We start from the raw sequence: 20379 nt of genomic DNA on the forward strand, positions 1-20379 counted from the left end.
CCAGGGCGGTTGTGCCTCGTACTGTCGTGCTCATGCCCGACATCTCGATCACCGCCGTCATCCTGCTGTGCCTCGCGGCGGCCGCCGCCGGATGGGTCGACGCGGTGGTCGGCGGCGGCGGGCTGCTGCTCCTGCCCGCCATGGTCATGGCCCTGCCGGCCGGTATGGCGAGCACCTTCGCGCTGGGCACGAACAAGGCGGTCGCGATCGTCGGCACCAGCGGCGCGGCACTCACCTATGTGCGCAAGGCGCCGATCGACGTCAGGATCGCGGTACGGATCGGGCTGGCGGCCCTCGCCGGATCGATGGCGGGCGCGTTCTTCGCCGCCGGCATCAGCAACGAGGTCATGCGGCCCATGATCATGGTGGTCCTCGTGGGCGTCGGCACCTTCGTGATCTTCCGGCCGAACTTCGGCACCGCACCGGCCACCGGCCCCGCCACCAAGCAGCGGATACTCGCCGCCGTCCTCCTCGCGGGCTGCGGCATCGGTTTCTACGACGGTCTCTTCGGGCCCGGCACCGGCACCTTCCTGGTGCTCGCGCTGACCGCGATCCTGCACTTCGACATGGTCACCGCCTCCGCCACCGCGAAGATCGTCAACGTGTGCACCAACGCCGGGGCGCTCGCCATGTTCGCCTACCAGGGGTACGTGCTCTGGCAGCTGGCGCTCCTGATGGCCGTGTTCAACCTGGCGGGCGGCATGTTCGGCGCGCGCACCGCCCTGAAGAAGGGCAGCGGATTCGTCCGGGTGGTGCTGCTGGTGGTCGTCTTCAGCCTCGTCGCCAAGCTGGCGTACGACCAGTGGGTGGCGGTCTGAGCGCGATCCGCCCCGGCCCGGCCGCCTCGGGCCGCGGCCCCGCGGTGGCGGGCGACGTCCCCGCGGTGGCGGGCGGCGGGCCCGCGGCCCGGTGGGCGGCGGCCACCGCCCGCACCCCCGTGAGGTGCGCGTACACCACCACGTTGCCCCGGTAGCCCCGTCCCTCGACGTAACCACCGCCACAGGTGATCACCCGCAGCTCCGGGCGGGCCGCCCTCCCGTAGACCTTCCGGTCCGGGAACCTCTCGGCGTCGTACACCTCGATCGCGTCGACGGTGAACAGCGCGGTCCGGCCGTCCTCGCGCAGCACCTCGACCGTGTGCCCCTTGCGCAGCGAACCGAGGCGGTAGAAGACCGCCGGGCCGCTCGCCGTGTCCACATGACCGGCCACGATCGCCGTCCCCCGGGCGCCCGGCGGGGTGCCGTCCCGGTACCAGCCCGCCAGGTTCGCATCCCCCTCCGGCGGTACGTCCAGCGCGCCCCCGGCGCCGAGACCGAGCCCCATCAGCGGGGTGTCCACCCGGATCTGCGGAATGCGCAGCCGCACCGGGGCGGACGGCGGGAGCGGGGCGGTGGCCGCGGGGCGTTCGGGGGGCCGGGTGCCCGAGCGGTCCGCGCGGCCGGCCGCGAACGCCTCGGCGGCCGTCGGCTGCGGCGGCGCCGTGCCGCTCGCCGCACCGTCCCTGATCAGCCACAGCCCGGTCAGCGCCGCGATGGCGAGCAGGGCGCACTGGGCGCGGAGCCGGGCGCGACCCCCGGTCCCGCCCGACGGGCCCGGCTGCTGCGCGAACGGGTTGCCGGGACGGATCCCGGGCTGCTCGGTCACAGGCATGAGGGCACTCCCACCGGTGTGCTCGTGCTGGCGCGCTTGGGCGTACGGCCCGTGTCCCCGCCCGGGACTCATGGTGTGGGGCGGGGACACGGGGCTGCGGCGGTTCAGCCGCGCTGCTGCGCCTCCCTCGCCCGGCGACGCAGCAGCAGCCAACCGCCGCCCACGGCGGACGCGGCCAGCACGGCCGCCCCTGCCGCGATCTCGGGGGTGCCGGGGCCGGACGTACCGCCGCCGACACCGGTACGCACGTGCCCGGAGGGAGTGGAGGGGGAACTGCTCCAGGAAGGGGAGGGCGTCGGGTGGCCGTCGTCCGGCGACCCCGCCGTCACCCACAGCTCGCCCGTCGCCGACTTCACTCCGTCCGCACAGGTCACGGTGACCGAGTACTCGCCCTTGGAGGTGTGGGACGGCACCGTGAACCTGCCCACCAGCACCTCCTTGTGCGTGGCCGTCTCCATCGTGAACTCGCCGACACCGAGCGCCGAGGCGTCCCCGGTGCCGCTGCCGCCCGCGCCGCACGCGGTGGTGCTGACGGCGACCTCCATGCCGGGCGAGACGGTCTGCGGGTTGAACTCCAGCGTCTGCCCGCCCTCGTTCTCCGCGTGCGCCACCCCGCCCGCCCCGCCGACCGCGAGCACGGCGGCAGCGGCGACCGCCGCGCCGGCCGTCCGGACGCGGGTGCGGGATCGGGCGGGGGTCTCGCGCATGGGTTCCTCCGGGGGCGTACCGCTCGTACTCGTCGTACCTCTGTCCCGAGGTAAGCGGCGTCCGGCCCCGCGCGCCTGCCGAGCGGGCGCCCGGCAGGCCGCCGAGAGGTGCCCCGTCACCCGTACGCCAGCCCGTTCCGGCAGGTCAGCGGTGGTGACGGAGGATCAGGAGGTCTACCGGGCCGAATGGGTGAGGGGCGGCCGGGAGACCGGGCGGCGGGCCGGCCGGGGGACCGGTCGCGGGGGCCCCGGGAAAGAAGTCCCGGGAGCGCTTGACCTCAATCATGCTTGAGGTTGGAGTCTTCTCGCCATGGACATCAAGAGCACCGCATCCGACGCCGCCCACCACGCCAACTCCCCGGCGGTCAGGCCCGTTCGGGTCGCCGTCATCGTCGCCAGCAACCGCGAGGGACGCTTCGCCCCGGTCATCTCGCAGTGGTTCCTCTCCCGGGCCGAGGACTTCGGCGGACTGGAGATCGACGTCGTCGACGTCGCCGACATCACCCTGCCGACCGCCCTCGCCTTCCGGCCCTCCGACGCCGTGCGGGCCGAACGCTCCCGGATCGGCGCGCGGTTGACCGCCGCCGACGCCTTCGTCGTCATCACCCCCGAGTACAACCACTCCTACCCCGCGGGCCTGAAGAACCTCATCGACTGGTACGGCACCGAATGGCACGCCAAGCCGGTCGGCTTCGTCTCCTACGGCGGCCTCTCCGGCGGTCTGCGCGCCGTCGAGCACCTGCGCCAGGTCTTCGCCGAACTGCACGCGGTGACCATCCGCGACACCGTCTCCTTCCACGGACCGTGGGGCCAGTTCGACGACGACGGCCGGCACACCGACCCCGACGAGTGCAACACCGCGGCCAAGTCCCTGCTGGACAAGCTGAGCTGGTGGGCGCTGGCCCTGCGGGACGCCAAGTCCGTCCGCCCGTTCGCGGCCTGAACCCCGACAGCTGAGGACCGGCATCCCCATGTCCGCACTCACCGGCCTGCTGCGCCCGCGGCTGCGCCCCTACCGACGGGCCATCGCCCTCGTGGTGGCCCTCCAGCTCGCGCAGATCGCCGCGACCCTCTTCCTGCCCACCCTCAACGCCGACATCATCAACCGCGGCGTCCTCACCGGGGACACCGGTTACGTCCTGTCCTCCGGCGGCGTCATGCTCGCCGTCACCCTGCTCCAGGTCCTCGCGTCCGCGGCCGCCGTCTACTTCGGCGCCCGCGTCGCGATGGGCGTCGGTCGGGACCTGCGGGCCGCCGTGTTCTCCCGGGTGCAGGACTTCTCCGTCCGGGAGGTCGGCCGGTTCGGCACCTCCTCCCTGATCACCCGCACCACCAACGACGTCCAGCAGGTGCAGACGGTCACCGTGCTCGCCCTGACCATGCTGGTCGCGGCCCCGCTGATGTGCGTCGGCGGGATCGCGATGGCGCTCTCCCAGGACGTGCCGCTGGCCCTGCTGATGCTTCTCTTCGTCCCCGTCCTCGGCGGCGCCATCGGGCTGATCGTCCGGCGCATGCCACCCCTGTACCGCTCCATGCAGAAGCGCATCGACACCGTGAACCGGATGATGCGCGAGCAGATCACCGGCATCCGCGTCATCCGCGCCTTCGTCCGCGACCGGCACGAGCAGCGGCGGTTCGCCGAGGCCAACGCCGACCTCGTGCGGGTCTCGCTGCGCACCGGCAGGCTGATGGCACTGCTGATGCCGACCGTCCTGCTGGTGTGGGAGCTGGCCACCATCGCCGTCCTGTGGGCCGGCGGAACGCGCATCGACTCCGGCACGCTCCAGGTCGGCTCGCTGATCGCGTTCCTCGGCTACCTGATGCAGATCCTGATGGCGGTGATGATGACCGCCTTCCTGATGATGCAGCTGCCGCGCTCGGAGGTCAGCGCGGAGCGCATCGGGGAGGTGCTCGGCACCGAGCCCGGCGTGCTGCCGCCCGCCGCCCCCGTCGCCCGCCTCCACGGGCGCGGCCGGCTCACCGTCCAGGGGGCGGGCTTCCGCTACCCGGGCGCCGAGGAACCCGTCCTGCGCGACGTCTCGCTCACCGCCCGCCCCGGCCGCACCACCGCCGTCATCGGCTCCACCGGAAGCGGCAAGACCACGCTGCTGAACCTGGTCCCGCGGCTCTTCGACACCACCGAGGGGCGGGTACTGGTCGGTGGAGTGGACGTCCGCGAGGTGGACCCCGCCCTGCTCGCCCGCACCGTCGCCCTCGTACCGCAGCAGGCGTACCTGTTCTCCGGCACCGTCGCCTCCAACCTGCGGTACGGAAACCCCGACGCGAGCGACGCCGAGCTGTGGCACGCGCTGGAGGTCGCCCAGGCCCGGGAGTTCGTCGAGGCGCTGGACGGGCGGCTGGACGCCACCGTCGCCCAGGGCGGCACCAACCTCTCCGGCGGACAGCGCCAGCGCCTCGCCATCGCACGGGCGCTGGTGGCCCGCCCCGGCATCTACCTCTTCGACGACTCCTTCTCCGCCCTCGACCACGCCACCGACGCCGCCCTGCGCGCCGCGCTCGCCGAGGAGACCGCCGACGCCACCGTCGTCATCGTCGCCCAGCGCGTCTCCACCATCCGCGACGCGAGCAGCATCGTCGTCCTCGACGAGGGCCGGGTCGTCGGCACCGGCACCCACACGGAACTCATGCGGGACAACCACACCTACCGGGAGATCGTCCTCTCCCAGCTGACCGAGGAGGAAGCCGCATGAGCACGACCACGGGGGACACCGCGAAGGAGGCCCCGGCCGCCGGGGAACCGGGCAAGCCGGTGCCCGCCCGCCGTGGACCGGCCCCGCAGCGCGGCCCCGGCACCGTCGCCGCCCCCGGTCTGGAACGCTCCCTCGACTTCCGCCGCTCCGCGCTGCGCCTGCTGCGGATGACCGCCCCTCAGAAGCACCTGCTGGCCGCCGTCCTGTGCGCGGGCATCCTGGCCGTCGCCCTCGCCGTCGTCTCCCCGAAGGTGCTCGGCGACGCCACCGACCTGGTGGTGACCGGTGCGAAGAGCCCCGAGGGCATCGACTTCGCGGCGGTCGCCCGGGTCCTGGCACTGGCCCTCGGGCTCACCGCGGGCGGCGCCCTCTTCACCTGGATCCAGGTGCGGATCGCCATGGTCGTCGTCCAGCGGCTCGCCTTCCGGCTCCGCGAACGCGCCCAGACCAAGCTGGCCCGGCTGCCGCTCTCCTACTTCGACCGCCAGCCGCGCGGCGAGGTCCTCTCCCGCACCACCAACGACATCGACAACGTCACCCAGACCATGCAGCAGGCCTCCGGCCAGATGGTCCGCTCGCTGCTCACCCTCGTCGGTGTGCTCGCGATGATGTTCTGGATCTCACCGCTGATGGCCCTGGTCACCCTGGTCACCGTGCCGCTCTCCGGGTACGCGGCGTACGCGATCGGCAGGCGCGCCCAGCCGGAGTTCGTCCAGCAGTGGGCGGTCACCGGACGGCTCAACGGGCACATCGAGGAGATGTACACCGGGCACGCCCTGGTGAAGGCCTTCGGCCGCCGGAAGGAGGCCGTCGCCACCTTCGACGCGCACAACGAGGAGCTGTACGGGGCCAGTTTCCGCGCCCAGTTCATCTCCGGCGTCATCCAGCCCGCGCTGAGCTTCGTCGGCAACCTCAACTACGTCCTGATCGCGGTGGTCGGCGGCCTGCGGGTGGCCGCCGGATCGCTCTCCATCGGCGAGATCCAGGCATTCGTCCAGTACTCGTACGAGTTCAACGGCCCCCTCACCCAGGCCGCCGCCATGGCGAACCTGCTCCAGTCGGGGGTGGCGTCCGCGGAGCGGGTCTTCGACCTCCTCGACGCACCGGAGGAACGGGCCGACGAGCCGGCCGGCGCGGAGCCGACGGGCGCGGAGCGGGCGTCCGCGGAGTCGGCGGGTGCGCGGCGCGAGCGCGTCGCGGGACGCGTCGTCTTCGAGGACGTCTCCTTCCGCTACGAGCCGGCCAGGCCCCTCATCGAAGGGCTCGACCTCACCGTCGAACCGGGCCAGACCGTCGCCATCGTCGGCCCCACCGGCGCGGGCAAGACGACCCTGGTCAACCTGCTGATGCGGTTCTACGAGGCAAGCGGCGGGCGCATCACCCTCGACGGCACCGACATCGCCGCCCTGCCCAGGGAGCGGCTGCGGGCCGCGACCGGCATGGTCCTCCAGGACACCTGGCTGTTCGGGGGCACGATCGCCGACAACATCGCGTACGGCGTGCCGGGCGAGGTCTCCCGGGAGCGGATCGTCGAGGCGGCCATGGCCACCCATGTGGACCGCTTCGTCAGGACGCTGCCCGACGGGTACGACACCGTGATCGACGAGGAGGGCGGCAACCTCAGCGCGGGAGAGAAGCAACTCGTCACCATCGCGCGGGCGTTCCTCACCGAACCGTCGATCCTGGTGCTCGACGAGGCGACCAGCTCCGTCGACACCCGCACCGAGGTGCTGATCCAGCGGGCGATGAACTCCCTGCGCCGGGGCCGGACCTCCTTCGTCATCGCGCACCGGCTCTCCACGATCCGCGACGCGGACGTGATCCTGGTGATGGACGCGGGCCGCATCGTGGAACAGGGCCGCCACGAGGAACTCCTCGCCGCGAACGGCCCCTACGCCCACCTCCACACCTCCCAATTCACCCCCACCCCCTGAACACCCCCTCATACGCCGAGCCCCACCCCCTTGTACGCCCCCGCCCCCTTCCCACCCACCCCCCCCGCCCCCTTGGGCGGCGGGGCCGCCCCCCGGGGGCGGAACGGGCGGGCAAGGGGGCGGCCCCCCGGCGGAGCCGAACCCCCCACCCCGGACGCCCCCGGCAGACCCGCACCCGTACGGCCCCGCCCCGCCCCCACCCCCTACCGCCCCACCCCACCCGCCTCGGGCAACGTCACCACCACCACAGCCCCACCCCCCTCTCCACCCTCACCCTCACCCGCACCCTCACCCCCCACCACGTTGAACAGCTCCACCTCACCCCCCACCACCCCCACCTGCCCAAACGCAATGGTCAGCCCCAGCCCCGTCCCGTTCCCCCGCTCCGCCGACCCCGTCCGGAACCGCTGCGGCCCCTCCACCAGCAACGCCTCGGGGAAACCGGGCCCGTGGTCGCGCACCACGACCCGCGCCCCCTCCACCCGCACCTCCACCGGGTCGCCCCCGTGCCGCCGCGCGTTGCCGATCAGACGCGTCAGGATCCGCTCCAGCCGCCGCGCGTCGGTGAGCACGTACGTCTCAAAGGCCCCCACCTTCACCTCGCACCCCAGCCGCCCCGCCGTGCTCGCCACCAGCGCCCCCAGCGGCTGCACCGCCAGATCCGGTTCCTCCGTACCCGCGTCCAGCCGCACCACCTCCAGCAGGTCCTCGGTCAGCGTGCGCAGCGCCGTCACCCGGTCCCGCACCAGTTCGGTCGGGCGGCCCGGCGGCAGCAGCTCGGCCGCCGTCTGGAGCCCGGTCAGCGGGGTGCGCAGCTCGTGCGCCACGTCCGCGGTGAACCGCTGCTCGGCCTCGATGCGCCGCTGGAGGGAGGAGGCCATGGTGTTCACGGCGGCGCCCAGCCCGGCGACCTCGTCCCCGGACGCCTGCGGGTGCCCGGAGCGGGTCCTGACCCGGGCGTCCAGCTCGCCGCCGCTGATCCGGCGGGCGGTGGCCGCCGCGTTGCGCAGCTCACGGCTGAGCCGGGACGCCAGCGCGGCCCCGCCGAGCGCGGCCAGGACGACGACCACCGCGCCCCAGACGACCAGGTTCCGGTCCAGTTCCCGGATCTCGGCCCGCTGGGCGTCCAGCGGCAGCCGCACCGACAGCACGCGCGCCCCGATCGGGCGGGCCGCCCACACGGCGGGGTGCTCGCCCGACAGGTCGAGATAGGTGTTGCGGTTGCCCGCGAGCGCGTCCGCGGCCAGCGGCGCGGGCAGCACCGAGGAGTCCAGCGAGGAGGCGGTGTCGGCGGGGTCGACGTGCCCGGTCAGCTCGTACAGCTGGCGCACCCGGTACAGCTCGGCGACGGCGGACTCGCGTGCGGTGTCGGCGACCTGCGAGGTACGGGCCTGGTGGATCACCCCGCCGATGGCGACCGCGACGACGGCGGCCCCGGCGGCGGGCAGCGCGGCGATCTTCCAGCGGAGGCTGAGTCCGGCGAGGAAGCGGCGCACCCGGCGTACCGCCCGGCGGATCACGGGGCGGCCCCGGGGGAGGCGGGCCCGGGTGTCGCGGCGGGGGGCCGTGCGGGCCGCGGCGCGACGGGCTGCGGGGTGCCGCCGCGGGGCGCCTGCGAGGGCCGTACGTCGGGACCGGCGGTGGCGCCCCCGTCCGTCCCGCCCTGCCGGTCGCCGTCCGTGGGGTAGTCGCGGACCTCGCTGACGGTGATCATCCGGGTGCCGTCCCAGCGGTAGCGGACGGTCTGCTCCCCGCCGTCGCTCTGGGAGCTGCGCACCACCAGGTCCGTCCCGACGGCCTCGACCACCGGGCGCAGCCCGCTGGTGTGCAGGATCGGCACGATCTGCCCGGTGCGCACCGTGTACACCGCGATCAGCACCCGCCCGCTCTCCAGGTCCACCGCGCTGATCATCTCGGGCCGCTCGTCGCCGGTCAGGTCGTGCAGCACGGGCGGGCGCACACCGGGCCTGCCCGGCCGGTCGACGGGCCCGCGCCGGGTGAGCCGCTTCATCCGCGGGTCGGCACGCAGCACCTCCAGCTGGTCCAGCGAGGCGAACCCGTCCGCGGGGACGGCGGGTGCGCCGGCCAGCGGTTCTGGCGCGGGCTGGAGCTCGGGGTCGGTGACGGCGTCGGACGGCGAGGTGGACTTCGGCGACCACTCGGGCCACAGCGTCTCGGGCAGCGGCTGGGCGCTGGCGGGCGGGGCGGGCTCGCTCTTCCCCAGGCCGGAGGGGGCGCCGCAGCCGGTGAGCAGCCCGGCGAGACCGAGCGCCACGAAGGCGCCCGACCTGCGCGCGCTGCTGTTCATGGATGCCGCCTGGGAGCCGGAACGAGGGGGGTGCCGTCGGTACCTCGACCTTAAGTACTACACATCACGGCAACCCAGACATTCTGTAACAGCCGCCCATCCGCCCTGCCCGGCGGCCCCCCGGCAGCCCCTCGGAGCCCTTCTTCCGCGCTTGCGTCGCACCCCCGTCCATCTTCGAACACGTACCCGTGCGACTCGCCCTAACGGGTGGCACGCGTTTGGCAGTTGCGCACTTCCGGTAGCAACCTGCCCTGCATGCACAGCTCCCACCTGAAGACCCTCGTCACCGCCGCAGCCCTGGCCGCCACCTTCTTCGCCCCCGCCGGCGAGTCCCGGGCCGCCGAGCCGCACGCCGCCGAGCCCCACTCTCCGGTGGCCGCCGTCCCCGACCACTCCCAGTGGGTGGGCCGGACCCTGGTCAGGGCGGGGGACCGGCCGCCCGCCGGCGTCCCGGCCGCCCGCCTCGTGCACGAGCGCGACCTGCCGAAGCCGTACCGGATCATCACCCCGGGCTCCTTCGTGACGCAGGAGTACAACCCGGACCGCCTCAACGTCCACGTCGACGACAGCGGCACCATCACCCGCGTCGACTTCGGCTGATCCCGCCGGCCCCGTCAGCCCTGTCGGCCCCGTTGACCCCGTCGGCCCCTCGGCCGTCCTCGCGCCCCGGCACCAGCCCCGCCGTCCACCCGCCGTCCACGGCCAGCTCCGCGCCCGTCGTGTAGCCGGCCGCGTCGGACAGCAGGAAGGCCACGGCGGCGGCGATCTCGTGCGGCACCCCCACCCGGCCCATGGGGGTGCCGGGGTACTTCCCCTCGCCCACCTCGATGCCCACGTGCGCCGTCATGTCGGTCCACGTCATCCCCGGGTGGACCGAGTTGACGCGGATCCTCGCCCCGGCCAGTTCCACCGCCCCGATCTTCGACAGCCCGCGCACACCCCACTTGGACGCCCCGTACCCGGCGGTCCTGGCCATTCCGGTGAGACCGGCGGCGGACGAGATGTTGACGATCGATCCGCCGCCGCCCGCGCGCATCACCGGCACCACTGCCTTCATCCCGAGGAAGACCCCCACCAGGTTCACCTCGACGATCTCCCGGAACCGTTCGGCGTCGGCCTCCGCCAGCAACTCCCCGCTGGAGATCCCGGCGTTGTTGACCAGCCCGTCCAGCCGCCCGAACTCCTCGACCGCGCACCTCACGGCCCCCGCCCAGCTCTCCTCGTCCCTCACGTCGTGCACCCGGAACCGGGCCGCCGCGTGGCCCAGTTCCGCGACCAGCCGCCGCCCCTCGTCCTCCCGCACGTCGCCGACGACGACCCGCCCGCCGCCGTCCACCACGGCCCGCGCCGTCGCCGCGCCCAGCCCCCGGGCACCCCCGGTGATCAGCACGACCTTTCCGTCCAGCCTGCCCGGCGTACCGCCCGCACCGGTCACCCGGAACCACCGCCTCCCACTCGTATGCCTGTCCGGCATACCTGAATCGGACGGCGGTCAGTGTGTCAGCGCCCCGCCCCGTCCGCCAACGCCTCGGTCACACCCTTTTCCCGCTCACCGAGAAAGTGCGGATCGGGCTTGAGCGCGGCGTCCAGCGCCGCCTTCGACGCGGCGAACACCTCCCGGGCGCCGCCGTAGTACCAGGTCGCGTCGTGCACGTCGTCGACGCCCACCCCGAAGCCCTCGACCCCGGCAGCGTCGCAGAGGGCGACGGCCCGCCGGATGTGGAAGCCCTGGCTGATCAGTACGGCCCGGTCGACCCCGAAGATCTTCTTGGCCCGGACGCACGAGTCCCAGGTGTCGAACCCGGCGTAGTCGCTCACGACGTGCTTGTCGGGCACCCCGTGCCGCACCAGGTAGCCGCGCATCGCGTCGGGCTCGTCGTAGTCCTCGCGCCCGTTGTCGCCGGTCACCAGCACCACACGCACCTTGCCCGCCCGGTACAGCTCCGCCGCCGCGTCCAGCCGCCGCGCCAGGTACGGGGTCGGCTCGCCGCCCCACAGCCCGGCCCCGAAGACGATCGCCACGTCCCGCTCCGGCGCCTGCGCCACGTCCCCGACCTGCCCGCCGGCCGCCGCGTACGTCCAGGTCGAGGGCAGCAGCGCCAGCACGCAGCCCGCCATCACGGCCTGCACGAGACGCCGCTTCCCGCGCCGCCCCCCGGGCAGCCTCGGCCGCTTCACCACGATGCGCCCCAGTCGCACGCCATCCCCCCGCCGGTACGGATCGACGCCGAACGAATCGATCTCCTGCCTCTTCGACGCTCCGGCGGGCCCGACAGTTCCTGGGAGCGGCACGGTGCGCCGCCGGGGCGGCCGGAAGCACGCCGAATCCCGGCCGAATTCCGGGCGCATGGCGGGCATTGCTCGGGGCACTCGTCTGCCTGGAGGTTGATAACCATGGTTCCCCTGCTTCTCGTACTTCTGCTGATCCTGATCCTTTTCGGCGCGGGATTCGCGGTCAAGATTCTCTGGTGGATCGCCATTGCGGTTCTGGTGCTCTGGCTGCTCGGATTCGTCGCCAGGTCCGGAGGCGGCGGTGGCCGCCGTGGCCGCTGGTACCGCTGGTAGAACGGCACAGGTCACAGGGCCGCACGACAGGGACGGGCGAGGGTGGTGCGCGGCACGGGTGGTCCGGGCGGATATTCCGCCCGGACCACCCGCATTTCCGCCGCACTCCGCTTTCACGGATTTACCCCGCACGCCACGGATCCTGCGGACTGCGCCCTCGGCGCCGCGGGCCGAAAAGGATCGGTTTCCCGCACGCGGAATTTCGCTGTCGCGAACGCCACCGGCCCCGCATACTTCGGGCATGACGACGGATCAGAACGCCACCCTGCGCGTGGGCGAGGGCGACAAGGAACTCGGCGACCGGCTGGACAAGGAGCTCACCGCCTTCAACAACGCGGCCACCGGCGCGCACGACGAGCGGGAACTGTCCGTGCGCGTCACCGACGACGCCGGGGAACTGGTCGGCGGGCTCACCGGCTGGACCTGGGGCGGCCTTGGCGGCGTGCACATGCTGTGGGTCCGCGAGGACGCCCGGCACGGGGGCTGGGGCACCAGGCTGATGCGGGCGGCCGAGGCGGAGGCGCTGCGGCGCGGCTGCGACCGCATGTCGGTCTCCTCCTTCACCTTCCAGGCGCCGGACTTCTACCGGGGACTGGGGTACCGGGAGGTCGGCAGGCTGCCCGGCATCCCCGGCGGGCACGAGGACGTGTACTTCCTCAAGAGGCTGGAACCGGAAGACGACAGCCCCGGGAACCGGGCACCCCGCACCCCCTGACCGGCCCGCAGCCGTCACCCCCCTGCAACGCCGGCGCAACGTCCGGCCGAGAACATTCCGTACATGACGCCTGAGTCGGCACCACCGCGAGAGAACGCCGCCCCGCCCCTCGACACCACCGCCGAACTCCTCACCCGCTTCACCGCGCAGCTCGCCGCCCAGCTCGGCCGGATCGCCCCCGACGGCAGCCGCCACGGGGGCGCCCGCAGCACACCGCCCGCACCCGCACCCGCCTGACCTGCACACGGCAGGTGGGGGCGGCTGTCGGCGGGTGCGGTTACGGTCGGACCCATGGAAAGCACCGCATACGACTCGGCCGCGACGCAGCGCTGGGACGCCGAGCCCGACAAACGGCCCGGCAGGACGGCGTTCCAGCGCGACCGCGCCCGGGTGCTGCACTCCGCGGCCCTGCGCAGGCTCGCCGGCAAGACGCAGGTCGTGACGCCCGGTTCGCGCAGCCGTATGTGGGACTCCAGCCCCCGCACCCGGCTCACCCACTCGCTGGAGTGCGCCCAGGTCGGCCGCGAGCTGGGCGCCGCCCTCGGCTGCGACCCCGACCTCGTCGAAGCCGCCTGCCTCTCGCACGACATGGGCCACCCGCCCTTCGGCCACAACGGCGAACAGGCACTCAACGACTTCGCCAAGGACTGCGGCGGCTTCGAGGGCAACGCCCAGTCGCTGCGCCTGCTCACCCGCCTCGAACCCAAGCGGTTCGTCCGCAGCGAGCGCACCGGCGAACCCGTCAGCGTCGGCCTCAACCTCACCAGGGCCGCCCTGGACGCCGCCACCAAGTACCCCTGGCCGCGCGGCGCTCACCCCACCGAACCCGACTCGGTGAAGTTCGGGGTCTACGAGGACGACCTCCCGGTGTTCCTGTGGGCGCGCGAGGGCGCCCCCGACTTCCGCAAGTGCTTCGAGGCCCAGGTCATGGACTGGTCCGACGACGTGGCCTACTCCGTGCACGACTTCGAGGACGGCCTGCACGCCGGTCACATCGACCCGCTGCTGCTGCTCGCCGAACCCGAGCGGCAGGAGATCTACCGGGTGGCGCGCGGCCGGTACGTGCCCGAGGACACCGACCCCGCCGAACTCGCGGCTGCCCTCGACCGGTTGACCGACCAGGACTGGTGGCCGCACGGCTACGACGGCACCGCCCTCGCCCAGGCCCGGCTCAAGGACGCCACCAGCCAGCTCATCGGCCGGTTCTGCCTCGCCGCCGAGAGCGCGACCAGGGCCGCGTACGGCAGCGGACGGCTCACCAGGTACGGGGCGGAACTGGTCGTGCCGCGCGGGACCCGCAACGAGTGCGCCGTCCTCAAGGCGGTCGCCGACCGCTACGTCATGCAGCGCGACGAGCAGGAGCGGCTCCGCGCCGACCAGCGCATCGTGATCGCCGAACTGGCGGAGGCACTGACGCTGCGCGCACCGGGGGAGGGCCTCGAACCGCAGTTCCGCGCCCTGTTCGACGCGGCCGAGGACGACCGTGCCCGCAAGCGCGTCCTGGTCGACCAGATCGCCGCCCTCACCGACGCCTCGGCCCGCTCCCTGCACGCACGGCTGACGGTGCGCCTCTGACAGATCCGGACCCGGAGCCCGGCCGCGGGCGGCGGGAGGGGCGGGCGGCCCGTGGAACGCCCGGACCGCCGGCTTTGGCGGCCGTCCCGGGCGCCTCGGTACGAACGGCCGCGGACGTCTCCCCCGCCGGACCCTCCGCGGCCGCCGCCACCCCAGGGTCGTGCCGATGTGTGCGAGTCGCGGGGCTTTCGTGCACAACGCAAAGGGAGCGTCCCCTTCCGGTGAACGCTCGTTACGCTCGTCAGGACGCCGGGCGAGGCGTGAACGGCGCGACTGCGGGAGAGGAAGGGGCCGGCGCGCGTGCTGCGTATCCACTTCGGCATCGAGGACCTCAACCGGGTGCGGGTCGCCGCCCGCCCCGACCCCCTCTGGGAACTCGTCCACGCCCTGCACCTCCTGCAGAACCGGCAGGCCGCCCTCGTCTTCGACCCGTGGCGCCGGGAGGTGCGCCAGGCGATCGTCCGCGAGAACCTCACCTCGACGGTGGCCGCACTGAGCAGGCTGTGCCCGTGGGCCGCCTACTTCCCCGACTTCCTCACGCCCGGCCGGGGCACCACCGAACTGCGGAGCGGCATCGACCAGGTGCTCTCCACCCCCCGGCACAGACTCGCGGCCGAACTGGGCCAGGTCTTCACCGCGGACCGCCCCGTACCGGCGGTGGCACGGCTGCTCGCCGAGGGCGACGTACCCACCCTGCTCCGGCTGGGGGAGGCCCTGCGGCGCTTCCACGACGTCGCGGTCGCCCCCTACCTCGGCGAGATACGCACCGCGGTGGCCGCGGACCGGCCCGCCCGCGCCGAAGCAGCCCTGGAGGGCGGCGCGGACGGCCTGCTCGCCAGCTACCAGCCCGAGCTGACCTGGCGCGAGGACGGCAGGCTGCTGGAGGCGGAGTACCCGGTGGACCGCGAACTCGTCCTGGCGGGACGCTCCCTGACCCTGATCCCGTCCTTCTTCTGCGTACGCCGCCCGGTGGCGCTCGCCGACCCCGAGCTGCCACCGGTGCTGGTCCACCCGCTGACGCCGCAGCCCGGCTGGCTGGTGCGCTCCCGGACGGCCGGGGACGGGGCGACGGCCGGGCTGCCGGTCGCCCAGCTGATCGGACACACCCGGGCCGCGGTGCTGGACGCCCTGGAGCGCCCGCTGACCACGACCGAGCTGGGCGCCGCGCTGCGCCTGTCCCTGTCGACGGCGAGCCGGCACGCGACCGTGCTCCGGGAGGCGGGCCTGGTGCACTCGCGGCGCCGCGGCTCCGCCGTCGTGCACCACCGGACCCCGCTGGGCGACGCACTCCTCGACGGCGACTCCACCGGCTTCCCCCGACCCCTCCCGGCCGCCCGCGCAACCCGCCCCGCCGAGGGCGCCCGCACAACCCCCTGAACGCCACCCCCCTCTTTCGCCCGCCGACCGGGTGCGGGACGCTCGCGGGGGACGGTGTGCGCGCGGACCTCGTACGCACCCCGTCCGGTGACAGCGCGCCGGAGCAGCGCGGCGGCAGCACAGGGCACAGTGGTGGAGGCATCAAGTGGTCGACGCAGATCAGACGTTCGTGATCGTCGGAGGAGGGCTGGCCGGGGCGAAAGCGGCCGAAACCCTTCGCTCCGAGGGGTTCACCGGCCGGGTGATCCTGATCGGGGACGAACGGGACCACCCCTACGAACGGCCGCCCCTGTCCAAGGGGTTCCTCACGGGCAAGGCAGCCCGGGAGAGCGTCTTCGTCCAGGAGACCGGCTGGTACGCGGCCAACGACGTCGAGCTGCACCTCGGCCAGAGCGTCGAGCGCCTCGACCGCGAGGCCAGGACCGTCCGGCTCGGCGACAGCACCCTCATCCGGTACGACAAGCTCCTGCTGGCCACCGGCTCCGAGCCGCGCCGCCTGGACATCCCCGGCACCGGACTCGCCGGGGTCCACCACCTGCGCCGCCTCGCCCACGCCGAACGGCTGCGCGGGGTCCTCGCCAGCCTCGGCCGCGACAACGGCCACCTGGTGATCGCCGGAGCGGGCTGGATCGGCCTGGAGATCGCCGCCGCCGCCCGCGGCTACGGGGCGGAGGTCACCGTCGTCGAGCCCGAGGCCACCCCCCTGCACGCGGTCCTCGGACCCGAGCTGGGCCAGCTCTTCACCGACCTGCACGCCGAGCACGGCGTCCGCTTCCACTTCGGCGCCCGCCTCACCGAGATCGTCGGCCAGGACGGCATGGTGCTGGCCGCCCGCACCGACGACGGCGAGGAGCACCCCGCCCACGACGTCCTCGCCGCCATCGGCGCCGCCCCCCGCACCGCCCTCGCCGAGTCCGCGGGGCTCGGCCTCGTCGACCGCGCCCACGGCGGCGGCATCGCCGTGGACTCCCGGATGCGCACCAGCGACCCGGACGTCTTCGCGGCGGGCGACGTCGCCGCCGTACCCCTGCACCTGCCCGGATCGCCGCTGCACGGGCAGCGGCTGCGCGTCGAGCACTGGGCCAACGCCCTCAACGGCGGACCGGCCGCCGCCCGGTCCATGCTCGGCGTCGGGGCACCGTACGACCGCATCCCGTACTTCTTCTCCGACCAGTACGACCTCGGCCTGGAGTACACGGGCTGGGCGCCGCCGGGGAGCTACGACCAGGTGGTGGTGCGGGGCGACGCGGGCAAGCGGCAGTTCGTGGCGTTCTGGCTGGCGGACGGGCGGGTGCTGGCCGGGATGAACGTCAATGTGTGGGACGTCACCGACCACGTCAAGCAGCTGATCCGCAGCGGCGGGCCGGTGGACCAGCACGCCCTCGCCGACCCCTCCGTACCCCTGGAGTCGCTGGTCACCACATGATCACCGGTGCCCGGCGGGCCTGATCGAGCGACCGGGGAGGCCGGACTGTCCGAGCCTCCCCGTACACTTCACGCGTGGCAGGCAGGATCAACGACGACGACGTGAAGGCGGTCCGGGAGGCGCTCCCGATCGACGCCGTCGTGTCCGAATACCTTTCGCTCCGCAACGCGGGCGGCGGCAACCTCAAGGGCCTGTGTCCCTTCCACGACGAGAAGTCGCCGTCCTTCCAGGTCAGTCCGAGCAAGGGTCTCTTCCACTGCTTCGGCTGCCAGGAGGGCGGCGACACGATCGCCTTCGTGATGAAGATCGACCACCTCACCTTCGCGGAGACGGTCGAGCGCCTCGCCGCTCAGGCGGGCATCACCCTGCGGTACGAGGAGGGCGGCTACAACCCCTCCACCCAGCGCGGCGAGCGCACCCGCCTCGTCGAGGCTCACAAGGCGGCGGCCGACTTCTACATCCAGCAGCTGGAGAGCCCGGAAGCGGAGATCGGCCGCAAGTTCCTCGCCGAGCGCGGCTTCGACCAGCAGGCCGCCGCCCACTTCGGCGTCGGCTACAGCCCGGCCGGCTGGGACCACCTCACCCGCTTCCTGCGCGGCAAGGGCTTCAGCGACAAGGAACTCATCACCTCCGGCCTCTCCCAGGACGGCCGCCGCGGCCCCATCGACCGCTTCCGCGGCCGGCTGATGTGGCCGATCCGCGACATGGGCGGCGAGGTCGTCGGCTTCGGCGCCCGCAGGCTCCGCGAGGACGGCACCGACAACGGGCCGAAGTACCTCAACACCCCCGAGACCCCGATCTACAAGAAGTCCCAGGTCCTGTACGGGATCGACCTGGCCAAGAAGGACATCGCCAAGGCCAGCAGGGCCGTCGTCGTCGAGGGCTACACCGACGTCATGGCCTGCCACCTGGCCGGGGTCACCACCGCCATCGCGACCTGCGGCACCGCCTTCGGCAACGACCACATCAAGATCCTCCGCAGGCTCCTGATGGACAACGGCTCGGCCCGCGTGATCTTCACCTTCGACGGCGACGCGGCCGGCCAGAAGGCCGCGCTGCGCGCCTTCGAGGACGACCAGAAGTTCGCCGCCGAGACGTACATCGCCATCGCCCCCGACAACATGGACCCCTGCGACCTGCGCCTGGTCAAGGGCGACGAGGCGGTCGTCGACCTCACCCAGCCGCGCACCCCGCTCTTCGAGTTCGCGCTGCGCCAGATCGTCGCCCGCTACGACCTGGAGACCCCGGCCGGCCGCGCCGCCGCCCTCGACGAGGCGGGCCCGGTTGTCGCCCGCATCAAGAACAGCGCCTCCCAGCACGAGGTCGCCGTCCAGCTCGCGGGCATGCTCGGCATCCTGGACACCCAGTTCGTGGTCAAGCGGATCGCACAGCTCGCCCGGTGGGCGAAGGACAAGGGCGGCCGGGGCCCCACCGCCCCGCAGCAGCGGCAGCAGGGCTACGACGCCGGACCGGCCGCCCCCGCCGTCCGCGGCCCCGCCCTCAACCTGCGCAACGCCGTCCACAAGACCGAGCGCGAACTGCTCAAGCTCGCCCTCCAGCGGCCCGACCTCATCTCCCCGGCCTTCGACGCCTACGGAGCCGACGAGTTCACCGCCCCGCCGTACGCCGACGTCCGCCGGACCATCGAGGAGGCGGGCGGCGCGGAGCAGGGCGTGCACGCCGCCGCCGACTACCTCGCCAAGGTCCGCGAGGCCGCGGTGGACGACCAGGTCAGGGCCATGGTCACCGAGCTGGCCGTGGAGCCGATCCTGCGCCGGACGGTCGACGAGGTGTACGCGGGCGAGCAGCTGGTGGCGGTCCGCCTGCGGGCCGTCGACCGCCGCATCCTCGAAGTGCAGGGCTCCCTGGCCCGCGCGGGCAGCCACGGCGACCCGGCCACCCTGGCCGCCGTGCAGAACGAGCTCTGGGTCCTCCAGCAGTACGGCCAGTCCCTGCGCAACCACGGCGCCACCGCCCTCTGACGCCCGCCACGGGTCCGTACCGCCGCACCCCGGTGCGGCGCTCCCACCCCGCCCGGGAATCGCCGCGGTAACCGCCCGGTCACGGACCGGACTCAAAAAGTCACCGCACGCCCCTCGCGGCGGCCATGTGTCGCACCCCACACTGGTTGCGGTGCCTGAGGCCCCGAACCGGCAGCGTTCACCCTGGAGGTCGCCCCCGTGCAGACCCAGACCCTGACCGATCCGGTCGCGGCCGTTCCCGCACAGAGCCGCGCCGAGCGCCATCCGGAAACCGCCGCCCCCGCGGGGACCGCGGAGTCCACGGAGTCCACCGGGTCCACCGAGGACATGGCGGAGGAACCGGGCCAGGCCCGGCCGGGCCGGGAGGCGGACCCCGAGCGGCCCGGGGGCGAACACCAGGACCTGCCCGTCCCGCCCGATCCCCCCGACCCGCCCGAACGCCCGCAGCGCGCCGCCGAGTCCGCCGGCCCCTCCTCCGACCTCTTCCGCCAGTACCTGCGGGAGATCGGCCGCATCCCGCTCCTCACCGCCGCCGAGGAGGTCGAACTCGCACGCAGCGTCGAGGCCGGGCTCTTCGCCGAGGAGAAGCTCGCCCGCTCCACCGACCTCGACTCCCAGCTCGCCCTGGACCTCGACAGGCTGGTCGTACGGGGCCGGATGGCCAAGCGGCGCCTCATCGAGGCGAACCTGCGCCTCGTCGTCTCGGTGGCGAAGCGGTACGTGGGACGCGGGCTGACCATGCTCGACCTGGTCCAGGAGGGAAACCTCGGCCTGATCCGGGCCGTCGAGAAGTTCGACTACGCCCGCGGCTACAAGTTCTCGACGTACGCGACCTGGTGGATACGCCAGGCCATGTCCCGGGCCCTGGCCGACCAGGCCCGCACCATCCGCGTCCCGGTGCACGTCGTCGAGCTCATCAACCGGGTCGTGCGCGTGCAGCGCCGGATGCTCCAGGAGCGCGGCAGCGAGCCGACCGCGGACGAGGTGGCCGCCCAGCTCGACCTCACCCCGGAACGGGTCGGGGAGGTCCTGCGCCTGGCCCAGGAGCCCGTCTCGCTGCACGCACCCGTGGGCGAGGAGGACGACGTGGCCCTCGGCGACCTCATCGAGGACGGCGACGCCGCGTCACCCGTGGAGTCCGCCGCCTTCCTGCTGCTGCGCGAACACCTCGAAGTGGTCCTCTCCACCCTCGGCGAACGCGAACGCAAGGTGGTCCAGCTCCGCTACGGCCTGGTCGACGGCCGGCCGCGCACCCTGGAGGAGATCGGCCGCATCTTCGGCGTCACCCGCGAACGCATCCGCCAGATCGAGTCCAAGACCCTCAACAAACTCCGCGACCACGCCTTCGCCGACCAACTCCGCGGCTACCTCGACTAACCCCGTCCGCCCCTGTCCACCCCCGTCCCCTCGGTCGGCGGGGCCGCCCGCC

18 protein-coding genes and 1 pseudogene are annotated in these 20379 nt (G+C 73.5%); 13 read left to right on the forward strand and 6 right to left on the reverse strand.

Features of this window, described 5'->3' with window-relative positions; translation table 11 throughout:
* The first annotated feature begins 32 nt into the window (after positions 1-32).
* A complete protein-coding gene (locus ACFYVL_RS18890; RefSeq protein ID WP_389246091.1) occupies positions 33-818 on the forward strand; it encodes a sulfite exporter TauE/SafE family protein in 786 nt (261 codons plus the stop codon).
* A 109-nt stretch (positions 819-927) separates the two neighbouring features.
* Here the strand turns inward: ACFYVL_RS18890 and ACFYVL_RS18895 are convergent.
* A pseudogene (locus ACFYVL_RS18895) lies at positions 928-1650 on the reverse strand (class F sortase); the annotation flags it as partial.
* Positions 1651-1754: 104 nt separating this feature from the next.
* Positions 1755-2357: a hypothetical protein gene (locus tag ACFYVL_RS18900; RefSeq protein WP_389246093.1), complete on the reverse strand. Its 603-nt coding sequence runs from the start codon at positions 2355-2357 to the stop codon at positions 1755-1757.
* A gap of 310 nt (positions 2358-2667) precedes the next feature.
* Between ACFYVL_RS18900 and ACFYVL_RS18905 the strand changes: the two genes are divergently transcribed.
* Genes ACFYVL_RS18905 through ACFYVL_RS18915 form a run of 3 tightly spaced genes read left to right on the forward strand, consistent with a single transcriptional unit; the run spans position 2668 to position 7002 of the window.
* Positions 2668-3300 carry an NADPH-dependent FMN reductase gene (locus tag ACFYVL_RS18905; protein ID WP_389246095.1) on the forward strand — a complete coding sequence of 211 codons (633 nt, stop codon included), beginning with the start codon at positions 2668-2670 and terminating at the stop codon, positions 3298-3300.
* Between the two features lie 28 nt (positions 3301-3328).
* The gene (locus ACFYVL_RS18910) at positions 3329-5068 is read left to right on the forward strand and encodes an ABC transporter ATP-binding protein (protein WP_389246097.1); all 1740 of its coding nucleotides are present in this window, start codon (positions 3329-3331) and stop codon (positions 5066-5068) included.
* The gene (locus ACFYVL_RS18915; protein ID WP_389246099.1) at positions 5065-7002 is read left to right on the forward strand and encodes an ABC transporter ATP-binding protein; all 1938 of its coding nucleotides are present in this window, start codon (positions 5065-5067) and stop codon (positions 7000-7002) included. Before ACFYVL_RS18910 ends, ACFYVL_RS18915 begins: the two co-directional genes overlap by 4 nt.
* A 203-nt stretch (positions 7003-7205) precedes the next feature.
* On the opposite strand, the gene ACFYVL_RS18920 is transcribed toward ACFYVL_RS18915, so the two are convergent.
* Complete coding sequence (locus tag ACFYVL_RS18920; RefSeq protein ID WP_389246101.1) at positions 7206-8522, reverse strand: ATP-binding protein; 1317 nt, start codon at positions 8520-8522, stop codon at positions 7206-7208.
* Positions 8519-9310 (reverse strand): hypothetical protein, encoded by a 792-nt coding sequence (locus tag ACFYVL_RS18925; protein ID WP_389246103.1) that lies wholly within the window; start codon positions 9308-9310, stop codon positions 8519-8521. The genes ACFYVL_RS18920 and ACFYVL_RS18925 overlap by 4 nt, the downstream gene beginning before the upstream one ends.
* Before the next feature lie 255 nt (positions 9311-9565).
* On the opposite strand from ACFYVL_RS18925, the gene ACFYVL_RS18930 reads away from it, so the two are divergent.
* Positions 9566-9910, forward strand: a complete 345-nt coding sequence (locus tag ACFYVL_RS18930) for an I78 family peptidase inhibitor (protein WP_389246104.1) — start codon at positions 9566-9568, stop codon at positions 9908-9910.
* Here the strand turns inward: ACFYVL_RS18930 and ACFYVL_RS18935 are convergent.
* Positions 9888-10784 carry a glucose 1-dehydrogenase gene (locus tag ACFYVL_RS18935; protein WP_389246106.1) on the reverse strand — a complete coding sequence of 299 codons (897 nt, stop codon included), beginning with the start codon at positions 10782-10784 and terminating at the stop codon, positions 9888-9890. The genes ACFYVL_RS18930 and ACFYVL_RS18935 overlap by 23 nt on opposite strands.
* Positions 10785-10810: 26 nt before the next feature.
* Entirely contained in the window at positions 10811-11428 is a 618-nt protein-coding gene (locus tag ACFYVL_RS18940; RefSeq protein ID WP_389246562.1) for a vancomycin high temperature exclusion protein, read from the reverse strand.
* A gap of 276 nt (positions 11429-11704) precedes the next feature.
* Between ACFYVL_RS18940 and ACFYVL_RS18945 the strand changes: the two genes are divergently transcribed.
* The 8 genes from ACFYVL_RS18945 (at position 11705) to ACFYVL_RS18980 (ending at position 20327) form a co-directional block, all read left to right on the forward strand.
* Positions 11705-11875: a hydrophobic protein gene (locus ACFYVL_RS18945; protein WP_389246108.1), complete on the forward strand. Its 171-nt coding sequence runs from the start codon at positions 11705-11707 to the stop codon at positions 11873-11875.
* Positions 11876-12116: 241 nt separating this feature from the next.
* Positions 12117-12590 carry a GNAT family N-acetyltransferase gene (locus ACFYVL_RS18950; RefSeq protein WP_389246110.1) on the forward strand — a complete coding sequence of 158 codons (474 nt, stop codon included), beginning with the start codon at positions 12117-12119 and terminating at the stop codon, positions 12588-12590.
* Positions 12591-12653: 63 nt separating this feature from the next.
* A complete protein-coding gene (locus ACFYVL_RS18955) occupies positions 12654-12827 on the forward strand; it encodes a hypothetical protein (RefSeq protein WP_389246112.1) in 174 nt (57 codons plus the stop codon).
* A gap of 54 nt (positions 12828-12881) precedes the next feature.
* Positions 12882-14165, forward strand: coding sequence for a deoxyguanosinetriphosphate triphosphohydrolase (locus ACFYVL_RS18960; protein ID WP_389246114.1), 1284 nt, complete (start codon positions 12882-12884; stop codon positions 14163-14165).
* Positions 14166-14465: 300 nt separating this feature from the next.
* Complete coding sequence (locus ACFYVL_RS18965) at positions 14466-15542, forward strand: ArsR/SmtB family transcription factor (RefSeq protein ID WP_389246116.1); 1077 nt, start codon at positions 14466-14468, stop codon at positions 15540-15542.
* A 145-nt stretch (positions 15543-15687) separates the two neighbouring features.
* Positions 15688-16968 (forward strand): NAD(P)/FAD-dependent oxidoreductase, encoded by a 1281-nt coding sequence (locus tag ACFYVL_RS18970; RefSeq protein WP_389246118.1) that lies wholly within the window; start codon positions 15688-15690, stop codon positions 16966-16968.
* A gap of 74 nt (positions 16969-17042) precedes the next feature.
* The gene (gene dnaG, locus ACFYVL_RS18975; protein ID WP_389246121.1) at positions 17043-18950 is read left to right on the forward strand and encodes a DNA primase; all 1908 of its coding nucleotides are present in this window, start codon (positions 17043-17045) and stop codon (positions 18948-18950) included.
* Between the two features lie 183 nt (positions 18951-19133).
* Complete coding sequence (locus ACFYVL_RS18980) at positions 19134-20327, forward strand: RNA polymerase sigma factor (protein WP_389246564.1); 1194 nt, start codon at positions 19134-19136, stop codon at positions 20325-20327.
* Positions 20328-20379 lie beyond the last annotated feature (52 nt).

Source organism: Streptomyces sp. NPDC004111 (assembly GCF_042874215.1).
In the GTDB taxonomy this organism is placed as follows: Bacteria; Actinomycetota; Actinomycetes; order Streptomycetales; family Streptomycetaceae; genus Streptomyces.

Coding starts and splice junctions, on each gene's coding strand:
- ACFYVL_RS18960 (WP_389246114.1), top strand. CDS start 12,882: ATGGAAAGCACCGCATACGACTCGGCCGCGACGCAGCGCTGGGACGCC.
- ACFYVL_RS18935 (WP_389246106.1), bottom strand. CDS start 10,784: ATGCCGGACAGGCATACGAGTGGGAGGCGGTGGTTCCGGGTGACCGGT.
- ACFYVL_RS18945 (WP_389246108.1), top strand. CDS start 11,705: ATGGTTCCCCTGCTTCTCGTACTTCTGCTGATCCTGATCCTTTTCGGC.
- ACFYVL_RS18890 (WP_389246091.1), top strand. CDS start 33: ATGCCCGACATCTCGATCACCGCCGTCATCCTGCTGTGCCTCGCGGCG.
- ACFYVL_RS18905 (WP_389246095.1), top strand. CDS start 2,668: ATGGACATCAAGAGCACCGCATCCGACGCCGCCCACCACGCCAACTCC.
- ACFYVL_RS18925 (WP_389246103.1), bottom strand. CDS start 9,310: ATGAACAGCAGCGCGCGCAGGTCGGGCGCCTTCGTGGCGCTCGGTCTC.
- ACFYVL_RS18955 (WP_389246112.1), top strand. CDS start 12,654: ATGACGCCTGAGTCGGCACCACCGCGAGAGAACGCCGCCCCGCCCCTC.
- ACFYVL_RS18930 (WP_389246104.1), top strand. CDS start 9,566: ATGCACAGCTCCCACCTGAAGACCCTCGTCACCGCCGCAGCCCTGGCC.
- ACFYVL_RS18950 (WP_389246110.1), top strand. CDS start 12,117: ATGACGACGGATCAGAACGCCACCCTGCGCGTGGGCGAGGGCGACAAG.
- ACFYVL_RS18915 (WP_389246099.1), top strand. CDS start 5,065: ATGAGCACGACCACGGGGGACACCGCGAAGGAGGCCCCGGCCGCCGGG.
- ACFYVL_RS18900 (WP_389246093.1), bottom strand. CDS start 2,357: ATGCGCGAGACCCCCGCCCGATCCCGCACCCGCGTCCGGACGGCCGGC.
- ACFYVL_RS18910 (WP_389246097.1), top strand. CDS start 3,329: ATGTCCGCACTCACCGGCCTGCTGCGCCCGCGGCTGCGCCCCTACCGA.
- ACFYVL_RS18940 (WP_389246562.1), bottom strand. CDS start 11,428: ATGGCGGGCTGCGTGCTGGCGCTGCTGCCCTCGACCTGGACGTACGCG.